10 protein-coding genes and 1 pseudogene are annotated in these 13,625 nt (G+C 73.2%); 6 read left to right on the forward strand and 5 right to left on the reverse strand.

The window, feature by feature from the left end; translation table 11 throughout:
- Positions 1-91 precede the first annotated feature (91 nt).
- Positions 92-2,941: a glycoside hydrolase family 5 protein gene (locus RM590_RS04825; RefSeq protein ID WP_311703095.1), complete on the forward strand. Its 2,850-nt coding sequence runs from the start codon at positions 92-94 to the stop codon at positions 2,939-2,941.
- Between the two features lie 28 nt (positions 2,942-2,969).
- Here RM590_RS04825 and RM590_RS04830 read toward each other — a convergent pair.
- From RM590_RS04830 to RM590_RS04840, 3 genes and pseudogenes are all read right to left on the reverse strand, one after another.
- A pseudogene (locus RM590_RS04830) lies at positions 2,970-3,487 on the reverse strand (hypothetical protein).
- Between the two features lie 171 nt (positions 3,488-3,658).
- Positions 3,659-5,659, reverse strand: coding sequence for a sensor histidine kinase (locus RM590_RS04835; protein ID WP_311703096.1), 2,001 nt, complete (start codon positions 5,657-5,659; stop codon positions 3,659-3,661).
- 172 nt (positions 5,660-5,831) lie between these two features.
- The gene (locus tag RM590_RS04840; protein ID WP_311703409.1) at positions 5,832-6,371 is read right to left on the reverse strand and encodes a TSUP family transporter; all 540 of its coding nucleotides are present in this window, start codon (positions 6,369-6,371) and stop codon (positions 5,832-5,834) included.
- A gap of 20 nt (positions 6,372-6,391) precedes the next feature.
- Between RM590_RS04840 and RM590_RS04845 the strand changes: the two genes are divergently transcribed.
- Entirely contained in the window at positions 6,392-7,030 is a 639-nt protein-coding gene (locus tag RM590_RS04845; protein WP_311703097.1) for a TetR/AcrR family transcriptional regulator, read from the forward strand.
- Positions 7,031-7,271: 241 nt separating this feature from the next.
- On the forward strand, positions 7,272-8,912 hold the full coding sequence (locus RM590_RS04850) for a serine/threonine-protein kinase (RefSeq protein WP_311703098.1): 1,641 nt from the start codon (positions 7,272-7,274) through the stop codon (positions 8,910-8,912).
- Positions 8,913-8,946: 34 nt separating this feature from the next.
- On the opposite strand, the gene RM590_RS04855 is transcribed toward RM590_RS04850, so the two are convergent.
- Entirely contained in the window at positions 8,947-9,567 is a 621-nt protein-coding gene (locus RM590_RS04855) for a TetR/AcrR family transcriptional regulator (protein ID WP_311703099.1), read from the reverse strand.
- Between the two features lie 113 nt (positions 9,568-9,680).
- On the opposite strand from RM590_RS04855, the gene RM590_RS04860 reads away from it, so the two are divergent.
- The 3 genes from RM590_RS04860 to RM590_RS04870 all read left to right on the forward strand — a co-directional run bounded on the left by RM590_RS04860 (position 9,681) and on the right by RM590_RS04870 (position 13,081).
- The gene (locus RM590_RS04860; RefSeq protein WP_311703100.1) at positions 9,681-11,681 is read left to right on the forward strand and encodes a serine/threonine protein kinase; all 2,001 of its coding nucleotides are present in this window, start codon (positions 9,681-9,683) and stop codon (positions 11,679-11,681) included.
- A 122-nt stretch (positions 11,682-11,803) separates the two neighbouring features.
- On the forward strand, positions 11,804-12,739 hold the full coding sequence (locus RM590_RS04865) for a phosphotransferase family protein (protein WP_311703101.1): 936 nt from the start codon (positions 11,804-11,806) through the stop codon (positions 12,737-12,739).
- 72 nt (positions 12,740-12,811) lie between these two features.
- Complete coding sequence (locus RM590_RS04870; protein ID WP_311703102.1) at positions 12,812-13,081, forward strand: hypothetical protein; 270 nt, start codon at positions 12,812-12,814, stop codon at positions 13,079-13,081.
- Positions 13,082-13,114: 33 nt separating this feature from the next.
- Here the strand turns inward: RM590_RS04870 and RM590_RS04875 are convergent, their stop codons facing one another.
- On the reverse strand, positions 13,115-13,540 hold the full coding sequence (locus tag RM590_RS04875) for a pyridoxamine 5'-phosphate oxidase family protein (protein WP_311703103.1): 426 nt from the start codon (positions 13,538-13,540) through the stop codon (positions 13,115-13,117).
- Positions 13,541-13,625: the final 85 nt, after the last annotated feature.

Here is a 13,625-nt window from a genome sequence, read left to right on the forward strand (position 1 = left end):
CGGGTGGAGATCGGCCCCGACCCGGTGGCCGACCCCGGGGCATACCCGCGCACGACGCGCCCGCGCACGTCTCCGGGATGTGCTGGTCGGCATGACGAACGGCGTGCCGGAAGGCAAGAGGAAACGCGGGGGCATCGACCGGCGGACGGCCGTCAAGGGCGGGCTCGCTGCGGGTGTCGTCCTGGCCACCGGGACGGGCCTGGTCCGCGCGGCGGTGCCCGGCTCACGAGGGGAGGAGAACGGCGTGATCACCGTTCGGGGACAGTCGCCGACGCGGGCGAACATCCCGACAGCCGAGGATCCCAGGGCGTCCGGCGGCGCCCTCCTGGCGCTGCGCACCGCCGAGACTCCGCCGGAGAGCGGGTGGTACGCCACGTACACGGTCGACGCCCCGGCCGCCGGGATCTACCGGCTGGCGGCCGTGGCCACGGCCCCGGTGGAACAGCCGCACGTCGAGGACCCCGGCTCGTACATCAGCCTCACGGTCAACGACGGGCCGCGTACGCCGCTGGCCGCCTCGCAACCGCACTGGTACGAGTCGGCGGCGGCCTGGGGCGACCTGTCCGTCCTGGCGATGGGCGACGTCGAACTCCGCGGCGGGCCCAACGCGCTGACCTTCACCGTCGATCGGCCCACGGTCCTGGCGGAGTACACCGGATACCGGTTCCTGCTCGACGAGTTCACCCTGACGCCGGTGGGCCTCGCGCTGCGGGACGTCTCCATCCAGGACCCCGCGGAGAACCTCGGCCACTACCGCGGCGACGAGCCCGCCGCGTTGCACTTCCGGCTCAACGGCCGGCCCGCGCGGGCGGAAACGGTGTCCTACACCGTCCTCGACTACTTCTCCCAGGAGGTCACCACCGGCACCGTGACGGTCCCCGCCGGTGCGACCACCGCGACGATCCCCGTGCCGCCCGGCCTGCCGCCCGGCAACTACCGGGTGCGGGCGGCGCTGGACACGGCGCCCGGCGCGAGTGTCACCGGCTGCTTCGCGCATCTGCCCCAGCGGCGGGCGGCCGAGGGTCCGGCCAACCGCTTCGGGGTCAACATCGCCTCGTTCGCCCTGGTGCCGCCCACCCGGCTGGACGCCCTGGCCGCAGGCCTGAAGGCGATGGGTGCGGGCTGGGTACGCGACGGCAGCGCCTGGCCCGCCGCCCAGCGCGAGCGCGGCGCGCCGTTCGACAGCCGGCTGTACGGACGCGTCATCCGGACCCTGCGCGATCGCGGCCTGGCCGTGCTGGAGGTCATCTCCCCGCCCCCGGACTGGGCGATGACGGAGACGTCCGTGCCGCTCGCGGCGGATCTGCGGGACGCGTACCGTTACGCGGCGCACCTGGCCGGCCGGAACAACGACACGGTGGCCGACGCCCTTCACCTGTCCAACGAGCCCGACGTCGACGCCACTTCGAGCACCGGCGACCAGCACGCCGCCTTCGTCAAGGCGGCGGCGCTGGGCATCACCGACCAGCCGCACGCGCCGTCCGTGGTGCTGCCGGGCATCGCCGTACGCGGCGTCTTCCAGGAGCTGATGCTGTGGAACGGGGTGGTGCGCTACGCCGACGTCTGGAGCTTCCACGGCTACCCGCCGCCGGGCGAGGAGGATCCCGAGTTTCCCTCGGCGGCGGAGGACCAGTGGGAACTGCGGGAGCTGTACGGGGCCGGCAGTCCGCTGTGGATGACCGAGTGCGGGGCGATGCTGCCGGCGGAGCCCGGTCAGGACCTCACCTTCGAACGGCAGGTCACCCAGGCCCGTTATCTCGTGCTGTCCACGGTCGAGAGCCTGGCGCAGGGGACCACCCGCCAGTTCTGGTTCTGTGGGCCACCGTGCACGGACGACGGCGTCTCGTTCGCGATGCTGAGCCGGGACTTCCAGCCCTGGCCGTCGTTCAGCGCTTTCGCCGCGATGGCCTCGCTGCTGAGCGAGGCGGAGTTCGTCACCACGCTGGAGGAACTGCTGCCCGACGCCGCCGGGTTCGTCTTCCGCGACGGGCGGCGGACGGTGACGGTGGTGTACGCGCCGGGGTCGGGGCAGGTGGTGGAAGTGCCGGTGCCGGGCGGCACGGTGGAACTCCACGACATCATGGGCGCGCGCCGCCGGACGCTCACCCCCACCGACCGGGGAACGGTCAGGGTGCCGACGGGCCCGGATCCCTTCTACCTGGTCTCCGACGCGCCGCCGGCCCTGCCCGCGACGCCCCCACCGGGTGACGGCCGCGACCGCTCCGGCCCGCTGTCAGATCCGTTGTCCCGGCCGTTGTCGGCGGCGGAGCACATCGTGCTGAACCAACGGTTCGCCCCGGAGAACGCGGCGCCGAACAAGGAGGACGGCGATGCCGAGCCGCCGCTCGGCTACCGAATCCCCCACACGGCGCGGATGTCGGTCGATGTCTACAACTTCAACGGCACCGCGCGGACGGTCGCTCTCAAAGGGCGTGCCTTCGGCGGCTGGCTGGTGGAGCCGACGGGGCGGCAGGAGGTGACGGTGCCCGCGATGGGCCGCGTCGGGGTGGAGTTCGACGTCACCGCGGGCGAACTGGTCGGGCGCGGCGTGGATTACCCGTTGGTGTTCGAGGGCGTCCTGGGCGCGGAACGGGTCCCGCCGTCCGTCTCCCTGATCCACCGCGCGACGCCGGGAAGGCCCGGCAGGCCGGTGCCGTTGGCGCCCGTGATCGACAAGGTCTCCCCGAGGGACGGCGCGAACGTCACCGGCCCCGAGGTGCTGCTGCGGGCCCGTGTCACCGACGCGCTGGCGGGAGTGGACCCGGCGAGGATCAACGTGGAAATCGACGGCGAGCGGACGAGCCACAGCTTCGCCCCGGACACCGGCCGGCTGACGGCGTCGCTCTCCCTCGCACCGGGCCGGCACACACTCCGGATCCGCGCCTGGAACACCGCCCACGCGTCGGCCCTGGCGACGGCTGTGGTGACGGTGCGCGGGTGATGACCGCGCGGTCCGGGCAGCGCGGGGTTCACCCGCGCACCAGTCGCTGGAGCAGCCCCCAACTGAACTCGGCGACCACGCTTCGGCGTTCGCCCGACGCGGTCGGGGCGGTGAACGCCAGCCGCCAGCGGGTGGGGGCCGAGCCCTCCATCGGCCGGGCGGGGGCGAAGGCGCGTGCCGCCTCCTCCACCGTGCAGGACCAGGGGAGCAGATCCTCCAACGTCCGCAGCGCGGCTCCCGGCGCGCCCGGCGCGCGGACCAGTGTGCCTCGTGCCAGACGTCGCCGCCGGGCGCGGTGAGGACTTCGAAGCGCAGCTCGGGCCAGAGCGGGACCGGCCATCGGTGGGCCTCGCACTGGATGTCGCCGATCCGCCGGAGGGCCGTCGTCTCCGGTGCTCCGAGCACCGAGCGGTACCGCCGTCGGCCGGGGGAACGCGCCATCGCCTGCCAGCGGCGGTTGGCCTCCCGCATCCGGTTGCGCGCCTGGTGCCGCGGTCGCGGTGATCTCAGCGGAAGAGACTCTTTCCTGCCTCTTGTCGTACACATCCGCGGGGGACGCCCCCGCGCGGCGCTCCACGGCCTCCTCCTAAATGGCGCAGGCCGGGTGCTCCAGTCGGGCCTCCGCCGGGGCGGTCGCACGTGCCGTTCTTGAACGAGTCCGTTCCAGGTCAGGCGTCGGGATTGTCTGCTGGTATTACTTCCTTGAACGAGGCGCCCTCAGGCCGCTCCGGCGGGGACCGGGGGTGCCGGGGTGGTGCCGCTGGGCTCGTTCTCCGGGTCCGGGCCGAGCAGGCGGGGTGGCAGCGCCACGAACGCCGACACGCCGTTGCCGCGCGTCAACGGTCCGCTGGTCGTGGGCAGTTGGGTGTGCCGGACCTCGACCTGGGCGCCCAGCCGGGCGGCGAGCCGGCCCACCACGTAGTGCCCCAGGTAGCCGCTGGGCGCGACCAGGAAGCTCTCCCGGCCCGCCAACCGGGCGTTGGCGCGGGACAGTTCGGCGTCGGTCATGCCCCGGCCGCGGTCGACGACGGCCAGGCAGTACTCGTCGCCGTCGCGCCAGCCGGCCACCTCCACCGGCCGGCCGGGCGGCGTGGCGGCCAGCGCGTTCTCGATCAATTCGGCCAGCAGATGGGACAGTTCGGCCACGCACGCGCCCAGCACCCGGCAGGGATCCATGACGGTCAGCGTGACCCGCCGGTAGTCCTCCACCTCGGAGATGGCCGAGCGCACCACCTCGGCGACCGGCACCGTGCCCGGCCACATCCGGGGCGCGGCGGATTGTTCGCCGGTCAGGATCAGCAGCGACTCGGCGTTGCGCTGCATGCGGGTGGCGAGGTGATCGAGCTCGAAGAGGTCGGCCAGCGCCTCGGGGTCGGTCTCCTGGCTCTCCAGCGCGGTGATCAGCCGCAACTGCCGGTCCAGCAGGCGCTGGTTGCGCTGGCCGAGGTTGGCCAGCGACTCGCTGCTGTTGCGGCGCAACGCGGTCTGCTCGGCGGCCAGTTCGACGGCGGCGCGTTCCACGTCGCGCAGCGCGAAGGCGAGGCGGGTGACCTCCTCGGCGCTGTCCGGCGGCTGCGGCGGGACCGCGGGCAGCAGGCGTTCCGCGGTGTCCGGCTCGGCCTCCTGGATGGCGCGCACGGTCTCCGGCAGCCAGCGGTCGGCGACCTCGTTGGCCTCCCGGGCCAGCACGTCGAGCGGGCGGGTGATGGAGCGGGTGGCGAGCCAGCCCAGCGCGAGGGCGACGGCCAGGACGAACGCGCCCAGCCCGGTGAAGCCGGCCAACTGGCGGCCGGCCTGCCCGCTCAGCTCGCCGGCCCGGTCGCGGGCGTCGCCGCCGACGCCCTGCTGAACGGCGTGCAGGTCGTCCACGACGGTGGTGGCGGCGTTCCACCACGCCTCGGGGTCGGCGCCGAGCGCGGAGCCGTCGGCCGCGTTGATCGCCGCGGCCTCGAAGTCGGCGGTGCGCCGGGCGGCGTCGGTGGTGAACGCGGCGTCCAGGGCGGCCTGTTGGTCGGAGGTCGCGAACTGCCGGTAGTCGCCGAGCGTCGCGACGCGCGCGGCGCGGGCCTCGGTGAACTCGGCGTACTCGTCCGGCCCGGCGAAGCGGTCGGCCGCGAACACGCCGTTCATCAGGCCGCGTTCCAGGGCGAGCGACTCGGTGACGTCGGCGAGCGAACGCAACGCGTCGAGGCAGTAGCCGAGTTGCCGGTCGCTGTGGTGGTGGTCCGCAACCAGCAGGTCGTTGAGGGAGGTGATCGCGTCGGTGTAGAAGTCGAGCGCGTCGGCGCGTTCGATGCTCGCGTCGTCCACGGCGCCGCGGACCGTGCCCAGCCGGGCGAGCGTGTCCCGGGCACGGTCCAGGGCGGCCGCCGCGGCGGGCTCGGCCTCGGGCAGCGCGCGGCGGGCGGCGTCGGCGCGGGCACGGGTGGCGGTCAGTTCGGCGCGGTAGTCGGCGGCGCCGCTGAGCAGGCCGTTGGTGAGGCCACGTTCGCGTTGCAGCTCCCGGACGAGCGTCTGCGCGTCGAGCAGCAGGTCCACCCGCTCGGTGGTGTCCCGCGCCTCGAACCAGTCCCCGGCGCGGTCGGCCACGCTGGTTCCGGTGATCACCAGCAGGAGGCAGGTCGGCACGGCGAGGACGACCGTCACCCGGCCCCTGATGGTGCGCCAGACGGGCAACCGCTTCAGGAAGTCCGGGGCGCCCTGGTCTCGCTGACTCATGTTCAGAAGCTAGGGAGGCGGGGGAAGGCGAGTGGTTACCTGGCCGTAAGGGCTGCGTTGCACTCCGCTCAGTCCGCACAGCGCGAGGCCGTGCAAGGTGAGCCACGGCCGCGTAACTCGGGGGAATTCGCGCGGATACATGGCGCGGCGGCCGGGCGTTCCGCCGGAGCGCTCACAGGCTCCACAGTCCCTTGGCCAGCGTCGTGAAGCCACCGGCCAGCGACAGCAGCAGCACGATGGGCCGGGCCCGCTTCTCCGGCACCAGTTCCAGGAGCGCCTTCCCGATCACGGCGCCGGCCCCGATCCCGGCCGCGATCACCAGCCATTCCGGCGTGGTCAGTCGCGGCACGCCGTTGGCCGCGACGGACAGCGCGTTGACGACGACGCCGTAGAACATCGCGTTCGGAACGAACTGCCGTACGGTCCAGCCCGCGTTCACCGCATACAGCGACACCGCCGGACCGCCCACCCCTGCCGAAGAGTTCATGAATCCGCTCGCCGCGCCCGCGGCCAGCGCCCCCCTGGCACCCCGCAGCGCGGGCGCCCGCGTGCCGCGCATCACCAGCAGCACGGCGGCGCTCACCAACAGCCCCATGCCGATGAGGAGTACGGGCTCGGACAGGCGGGCGGCAACCCAGGACCGGGGCCGGCGCCCTCGGACGGGTGCCCGTGCGGGGCGACCGGCGGGCGGCCGGGGGCCGCCGAAGTCCAGGCTGCCGTACCGTTCCCCGCATGGGAAATCGCGAGGATCTCCTGGCCGGAGCCAGGCGCTGTCTGGAGGAGAAGGGCTGGGCTCGCACCACGGTGCGCGACATCTCGGCCGCCTCGGGCGGCGTGAGCATGGCGGCCATCGGCTACCACTTCGGCTCCCGGGAGGCGCTGCTGAACGCCGCGCTCATCGAGGCGATCGACGAGTGGGGAACGCGGCTCGGCCGCACGCTGGCGTCGTTCGGCAAGAGCGGCGGGAGCGATGAGGACAGCGCGGCGGGCGGCGCCGGGAGCACGCCGGCCGAGCGATACGAGGCGATGTGGGCGGCGATCATCGAGTCGTTCTCGACGGACCGCACCCTGTGGCTCGCCACCCTTGAGGCCCTGATCCAGGCCGAGCACTCCGCGGACCTGCGGCGTTACCTGGCGGGCGGACAGGCCCAGGGCCGCCGGGGCCTGGCGGCCATCCTGCGCGGCACGCCCGAGGACGAGGTCGACGACGCGACGGCCCGCACGCTGGGCGCGGCCCATATGGCGCTGTTCACGGGCGTGTTGACCCAGTGGCTCACCGACCCCGACCAGGCCCCCGGCGCGGCGGAGATCGTCAGCGGACTGCGGGAGCTCACGGGAATCGTCAACGACACAGGCGCCGGGGGCAGTTGAGGCAACGGTCGGCAAAGCCCTCGCGCGCGGGCGCCGCTGTCCGGCCGCCGTTCGTCTCGCGGACGGCACACGCCTGCGACGGTACCGTGACGCGGAATTCCCCTTCCGGCGGTGGCCGGAAAGAGTCGGCCGGGACAGAATGTGCGGCACCCGGCGCGGTGTGCGGTCGGGGTCGGCACGGCAGGGGGTTGTGGGCGATGGTGGTCCCGAGGTCGGGCACGTTCAGCGCGGGAGACCGGCGATGAGGCCGCTGGAGCCCGCGGATCCACGGGCGTTGGGGCAGTACCGGCTGCTGGGCCGGCTGGGCGCCGGTGGCATGGGGCAGGTTTTTCTCGGCCGGACGCCGGACGGGCGCACGGTCACGCTGAAGCTGATCCACCAGCACTTCGCGCAGGAGCCCGAGTTCCGGCGCCGTTTCCGGCAGGAGGTGGCCGCCGCGCAGCGCGTCGCCGGGGAGTGGACCGCGCCGGTGCTCGACTCGGACACCGAGGCGGAGACGCCGTGGCTGGCCACCGGCTTCGTTCCCGGTCCGCCGCTCTCCCGCGTGGTGGACGAACTGCACGGCCCGCTCCCCGAGTTCAGCGTGTGGCGGCTGGCCGAGGGACTGGCCAGGGCGCTCACCGCGATCCACGCGGCCGGGGTGACGCACCGGGACCTGAAGCCGTCGAACGTGCTGCTCACGCTGGACGGCCCGCGCGTCATCGACTTCGGCATCGCCCGCGCCGCCGACTCCAGCGTGGCCACCCGGACCGGGGTGACGGTCGGCTCGCCGGGGTACATGGCGCCGGAGCAGGTGCGCGGCGAACGCTCCACCGAGGCCGCCGACGTCTTCGGGCTGGGTGCCGTGCTCGGCTACGCGGCCACCGGCCGGGGGCCGTTCGGGACCGGGGACTCGGCCGCGCACGCGCTGATGTTCCGGGTGGTGACGGAGCCGCCGGAGCTGGGTGACATGACCGGTCCGCTGCGCGCGCTGGCCGAGCGCTGCCTGGCGAAGGAGCCGGGGGAACGCCCCACCCCCGCAGAGATCGTGGCGGAGGCGGCGGGGCACCAGGACCCGGGGGCCGCCGAGGGGGTGTGGCTGCCGCCGGCGCTGACCGCCCGGCTGGGGAAGGAGGCGGCCGAGCTGCTGGACCTGGAGGGTCCGGCGCCGGCACCGGCGGCTGTGGTGAGTGGCCCGGCGCCGCACCACGCGCCGACCATGACCGCCGCGGTGGGCTCCACACCGCCTCCGCCTCCGGCCCACCCGCACCCCACTCATCCGCAGTCCGGGAGCCGGCCGACGTATGTGCCGCCGCCGGTACCGGCCGGAGGGGCCGGGCGGAACCGCGCCGTTGTGGCCGGTGCGGCGCTCGCGGTGGTGGGCGTGGCGGCGCTGGTCTTCGCCCTGGGCAACGGGGGCGGCGAGGGCGGCGACGACACGGAGGCAGGCGGGAACGGCGGCACCGGCCAGCCGGAGGAGCAGCAGTCGCCCTCCACCGCGCCGGACGAACCCGCCGAGTCCGACCAGCCGGAGGACGGCGCGGACGGCGGCACGGAAACGGAGCAACCGGCCGACGACGCAGGCGGGTTCGACTTCTCCGGCACCTGGGCGGGCCGCGTCGACCACAACAACACCACCTTCGAGGCGGTCGTCGACTACACCGGCGGCGACATCGGTGAGCAGGTCGCCGTCGTCGACTACCCGGATCTGGAGTGCGGCGGCCACTGGACCCTGCGCGCCCGGACGGACAACAGCGTCGACGTGATCGAGCACATCACCTATGGGAGCTGCCTGGACCAGGTCCCGGTCACCCTGACCGCCGTGGACCAGGTCACCGTTCAGTACTTCGTCGAGAGCATCGGCTTCTCCACGGACGCCACCGGCGAGTTGTACCGCGACTGAACGGCGGTGGGCACGTCGGGCGTTGGGGCCGCGGTCAGGCGTTGGGGCCGCGGACCGACTGCCAGACGCGTTCGGGCAGCAGCCGGGCGGCCTCGTCGAGGTCGAAGCCGGGCACCCCGGCCAGCCAGCGGCTGACCGCGACGGACACCGGCCCGATCACCAGCATCTCCGTCAGCGCGGGCGGCAGCGACTGGATGCGCCCGGCGGCGACGTGCGGTGCGAACAGCTCCAGCAGCTCCTGGAGTTTGGGTGCCTTGTCCTCGCGCAGCCGATCGGCCTGGGCCCGCAGATATCCGGCGTAGGGCGAGGCATGAATGATCAGCGCCTCGGTGGGGTGCTCGGCGGACCACCGCAGATAGGCGGAGACCATCGCGTACACGCCGGTCCGGGCGGTGCGGGTGGTGCGCACGGCTTGAATGAGGGTGTTCAACAAATCGTCCTTGCAGCGCAGATACAGCGTGGCCGCCAGCCCCTCGAAGCTGCCGAAGTGGTGGTACAGGCTGCCCACGCTCACGCCCGACGCCTCGATCACCGCGGTCATCGTGAATCCCTGGGTTCCTGTGTCGGCGTACACCTCCAGCGCCGACCGCAGCAGCCGTTCGACCGTGTCACGCCCACGCCGCTGCTTCGGCGACACCCCCGGCTGTCCTGGCACCTCGCCCCACCATTTCCCCAACCGACCCCGGAGCAGGGGACATTGACACGTTATAGAGAGTGACTCTAGAAAGAGGTTATCGAAAGTGAGCCACTGGTCCGACGGGGGGCGTCATGCAGGACTTGGGGGCATCGGATCCGCGCACGCTGGGCCGGTACCGGCTGCGCGCGGAGCTGGGCCGGGGCAGCATGGGCCGTGTGCTGCTGGCCACCGGGCCGCACGGTGAACTGGTCGCGGTCAAGCGGGTGCACGACCACCTGGCGAACGACCAGGAGTTCCGGAAACGTTTCCGCCGGGAGGTGAAGGCGTCCCGCAAGGTCGTGAGCCGCCACACCGCGTCCGTGGTCGACGCCGGGCCCGACACGGACGTTCCCTGGCTGGCCTCCGAGTTCGTGTACGGGCCGTCACTGCGCGAGGCGCTCGACACGGTCCACTCGCTGCCGAGGGAGGCGGTGTTGCGTCTGGCGGCCGGGCTCGCCGCGGCATTGCGCGACATCCACGCGGCCGGCCTCGTGCACCGCGACCTCTCGCCGTCCAACGTGCTCCTCGCCGACGACGGCCCCAGGGTCATCGACTTCGGCATCGTCCGGGCCGTCGAGGGCCAGGGCACCACCCGCCGCCGCGGGCGCGGCACCACCACCGATCTGACCCACACGGGCATGGTGCTCGGCGCGCCCGCGTACATGTCGCCCGAACAGGCGGAGGGGCGCCAACTCACCCCGGCGAGCGACGTGTTCTCCCTCGGAACCGTGCTGTTCGTCGCGTCCGCCGGCACCAACCCGTTCGAGGGTCCGGGCATCCCGCAGACCATGTACAACGTGGTGCACACGACGCCCGACTTCCGTGGGCTTCCGGACCCGGTGCGCCGCGTCATCGAGCCGTGCCTGGCCAAGGACCCCGGCCAACGCCCGTCCTCGGCCGACCTGTTGGCCGACATCGGCACCCTGCCCGAGGCCGGGCGGCCCTGGCCCGCCGCCGTGCACCGCCTCACCGAGCGGCAACGCGCCGAGGTCCGCAGGCGCGTTCCCGGGTCGGACGCGACCACCGTCCGCGTCGAGCCGACCCGGACGCGCACTCTCCCCGCCACGGGACCCGGCGTTCCGCCGCCGCGGCCCCAACCGCCCCGCGCGCCGACCCCGTCCTCCCCGGGCCTGAGCAAGGCCGGTCCCCTCATCGGCGTCGCGGTGCTCGCGGCGGCCCTGATCGTGCCGAGGGTGATCGACGAGGCGAACTCCGACGACGGCGTCACCACCGCCCCCACCACATCGTTCGAAACGGACCTGCCGACCGGGCTGGACGACGGCCTGGACGAGGACCTGACGACGCCGACGGACGACGAGTTCACCGAGCCGTTCCCCGAGGACACCTTCGAGGAGGAGCCCGTCGAGGAGGAGCCCGTCGAGGAGGACACCGAACCGCCCTCCCCCACGCCCGACCCCATCCGGGACGCCGTGGAGGGCGACTGTTTCGACAACTACGGGACCATGGACGACCTCGACCTGTCGCCGGCGTCGTGCGGGGGCGGCTCGTTCGAGGCGGTGCGGGTCCTCCACGGCACCACGGACCTGTCCGAGTGCGACGGCGTTCCGGACAGTTCCTGGGCCGTCTCCTACGGGTCGTACGACCTGGTCATGTGCCTGAGTTACCTGCACCCCAACGGCAGCGCCTACCACACGACGCCCGGCGAGTGCGTGTACGGGCCCAGCGACGGCGGCACCGTCTGGGACGAAGTGGACTGCCAGACGGGCAACTTCACGGTGGTCGCGCGCTACCCGGGCGACAGCGACCTGTCCGACTGCGATCCGTCGGAGCGCTGGGATCACAGCCGGCACTACACGGTGGACACCTGGCCCGAGCTGAACGTGCGGCTGTGCCTGTCGATGAACTACCCCGACGACATCGGCCACGCGCCGATCGACACCTGTCTGGCGATGAGCGGATCCGGATCCGACCTCCACTTCACGTACGCCGACTGCTCGGTCGCCGACGTCTATGTGACCGGGCGCACGAGCACCTACTACGACACCGGGTTCTGCGGCAGCGACGGCTGGTCCACCTGGGAGTCGCCCGAGTTCCCGGAGCTGTCGTACACGGCGTGCTTCCGTTCTCTGTGACGGCGGGCCCGCCGTTTCCGCTTGATCTGTCGGGCCGTTTGGGTCCGATGGGCTGAGACCGGGCGTCGGGTGCGAACGGAAAGCGCGTGCATTCCGGCCCGTGGGCGGGTGTACTGCGGGGCATGGTCGAATACCGCCAGCAGCACACCGACGACTGGCTCCAGCACTTCGTCCGCCGTGGGCACCCGGCGCCGCGGGCGATCGGTGCCGGGATGGAGGGGGTCGTCTACCGGCTCGACGAGGGGCTCGTCGCCAAGGTGTGGAGCGGGCGGCCGCCCGCCGATCTCGGGCTCACCCGGCGGGTCTACGCGGACATCGCCCGGCACCCGCTGCCGTTCGCCACGCCGGAGATCCTGGACATCGAGGAGCGGGACGGGGTCCTCGTCACCTATGAGCGGGAGCTGACCGGTTCGCCGCTCCGTGCCGACTCCGGGATCACGCCGCCGGAGCGCGAACTGCCCGCCCGTGAGCCGCGCGCCCTGCTGGCCGTTCTGCGCGCCCTCGCCACCGTGCCGGGGACCGAGGCCATGCGACGCCTGACCGTTCAGGGCGACGACCGGCCGCTCTGGCAGGGCCATACCCGCTTCCCCGAAGCCCTCGCCGCCCTCGTCCGGCGCGCGGCCGGCCGCCACGGTGACCTGCTCGCCGCCCGCGTTCCCGGCTTCGACGCCCTGGTGGAACGGACCGTCGCCGCCCTGAACTCCCTGCCCGACACCCCGGTGACCGTCATCCACGGGGACCTCGTCCCGCCCAACATCCACGCCGACGACACTGGCCGCCCCACCGCCGTTCTCGACTTCGGCTTCTTCACCACGGCCGGCGACCCCGCGTTCGAGGCGGGCATCACGGCCGCGATCTGGGACATGTACGGCCCGCACGCCGAGGAGCACACGGCGGAGCTGACCCGCCTGTTCGCGGCGGAGCTCGGCCACCCCGTCGAGACCCTGGCCCTGTACCAGGCGGCCTACGCGCTCTCGACCTATGACCTGTTCTCGACGGACGGCAGCGACGGCCACTTCCAGTGGTGCGCCGCGCTGCTCGGCCGGAGAGCGGCGTAGTAAGCCCTTGCTGGTGGGGGTCAACCCCCCTTCACTGAGGGGAGTTGACCCCAGGCAGGGAGAGGTGTCCCCATGGGAACTCGCATGCGCGCCCTGGTAGTCGGAACGGTCGCGGTGGCCGGCCTCGCGCTCGGTGGTGGGGTGGCGGCCGCCGCGCCGGGTGGGGAGGGTGGCGGCTTCCGGGCGATGGACTACTGGTATCTCCACAGCCACTACGCCACCCAGGACGAGTGCGTGGCCGTGGGTGAGCACTACACGTCGCCCACCGGTGGGGCGGACGGCTACGAGTGCTGGGCCGCCGACAACGGTGGCTGGGACCTGTGGCTGATCTTCGCGACCTGAGCGCGGGCGGGCGGCCGGGCCGGGCCGCGCGCTTCAGACCGTGCCGAGGTCCGAGCTCAGCCAGTGTTCCGGGCGCAGGTGGAAGATGACCTGGTCACCGTGATCCTCCCAGGCGAAGTCGACGTAACCGTCGACCTTTTCGGGCGGGAGGTAGCGGGCCGCCACCGTGTGGAGGTCGTCGCGGGTGGCCGGGGTGACGTCGGTGACCGGGCCCTCGACCGTGACGTAGCGGACCGTCGGCTCCAGCCGGTCCACCATGATGGTGAAGCGGCCCGCGGCCTCGATCAGCCGGGCCTTGCGGGAGTGCGCGCCGGTCAGCACCCGGACGTCGGAGCCGGGGGTGTACCGGTACCAGACCGGCACGGTCAGCGGGGCGCGGTCCCCGCCCGCCGCCACGGAGAGGGCCGCGATGTGCGGCTCGGCCAGGAATTGTTCGCGCTCGTCTCGGGTGAGAACCATCGGGTACCTCCCTGGGTCGGTCCGGTGACGACCGTAACAGTGGCCGGGGCGCCGCCCGCCGACGACGAGCCGGGCATGGGCCGCT

Origin of the sequence: Streptomyces litchfieldiae, from assembly GCF_031845365.1 — a bacterium.
In the GTDB taxonomy this organism is placed as follows: Bacteria; Actinomycetota; Actinomycetes; order Streptomycetales; family Streptomycetaceae; genus Streptomyces; species Streptomyces litchfieldiae.

Bases quoted from the DNA above. Each gene is read 5' to 3' on its own strand.
- RM590_RS04825 (WP_311703095.1), top strand. From the start codon at position 92: ATGACGAACGGCGTGCCGGAAGGCAAGAGGAAACGCGGGGGCATCGAC.
- RM590_RS04835 (WP_311703096.1), bottom strand. From the start codon at position 5,659: ATGAGTCAGCGAGACCAGGGCGCCCCGGACTTCCTGAAGCGGTTGCCC.
- RM590_RS04845 (WP_311703097.1), top strand. From the start codon at position 6,392: ATGGGAAATCGCGAGGATCTCCTGGCCGGAGCCAGGCGCTGTCTGGAG.
- RM590_RS04850 (WP_311703098.1), top strand. From the start codon at position 7,272: ATGAGGCCGCTGGAGCCCGCGGATCCACGGGCGTTGGGGCAGTACCGG.
- RM590_RS04860 (WP_311703100.1), top strand. From the start codon at position 9,681: ATGCAGGACTTGGGGGCATCGGATCCGCGCACGCTGGGCCGGTACCGG.
- RM590_RS04865 (WP_311703101.1), top strand. From the start codon at position 11,804: ATGGTCGAATACCGCCAGCAGCACACCGACGACTGGCTCCAGCACTTC.
- RM590_RS04870 (WP_311703102.1), top strand. From the start codon at position 12,812: ATGGGAACTCGCATGCGCGCCCTGGTAGTCGGAACGGTCGCGGTGGCC.
- RM590_RS04875 (WP_311703103.1), bottom strand. From the start codon at position 13,540: ATGGTTCTCACCCGAGACGAGCGCGAACAATTCCTGGCCGAGCCGCAC.